The sequence below is a fragment of the Bacillus cereus group sp. BfR-BA-01331 genome (genome assembly GCF_022663915.1).
In the GTDB taxonomy this organism is placed as follows: Bacteria; Bacillota; Bacilli; order Bacillales; family Bacillaceae_G; genus Bacillus_A; species Bacillus_A mycoides.
Genome location: NZ_JAKUGJ010000195.1, coordinates 1 through 302 on the forward strand (window position 1 = coordinate 1; position 302 = coordinate 302).

Below are 302 nucleotides of genomic sequence, written 5' to 3' on the forward strand. Positions count from 1 at the left end.
ACATGTTTGAGTTATTTTATTAAAAGTGCGGGTGAAGGGAGTCGAACCCCCACGCCAAAGGCGCTAGATCCTAAGTCTAGTGCGTCTGCCAGTTCCGCCACACCCGCATATTTCATTAAAAATGGTGAGCCATGAAGGATTCGAACCTTCGACCCTCTGATTAAAAGTCAGATGCTCTACCAACTGAGCTAATGGCTCGTACAATTAAAAACTGGTGCCGACTAGAGGACTTGAACCCCCAACCTACTGATTACAAGTCAGTTGCTCTACCAATTGAGCTAAGTCGGCTAAATGGTGGAGGA

Annotated in this window: 3 tRNA genes; all 3 read right to left on the reverse strand. The window is 46.4% G+C overall.

Going from position 1 to position 302, the window contains the following annotated elements:
* Nucleotides 1-26 precede the first annotated feature (26 nt).
* The 3 genes from MR155_RS31670 to MR155_RS31680 all read right to left on the reverse strand — a co-directional run bounded on the left by MR155_RS31670 (nucleotide 27) and on the right by MR155_RS31680 (nucleotide 288).
* Nucleotides 27-107: transfer RNA gene (locus MR155_RS31670), tRNA-Leu, on the reverse strand.
* 15 nt (nucleotides 108-122) lie between these two features.
* Nucleotides 123-198 (reverse strand) — tRNA-Lys (locus tag MR155_RS31675).
* A gap of 14 nt (nucleotides 199-212) precedes the next feature.
* Nucleotides 213-288, reverse strand: a tRNA-Thr gene (locus MR155_RS31680).
* Between the last annotated feature and the right edge of the window lie 14 nt (nucleotides 289-302).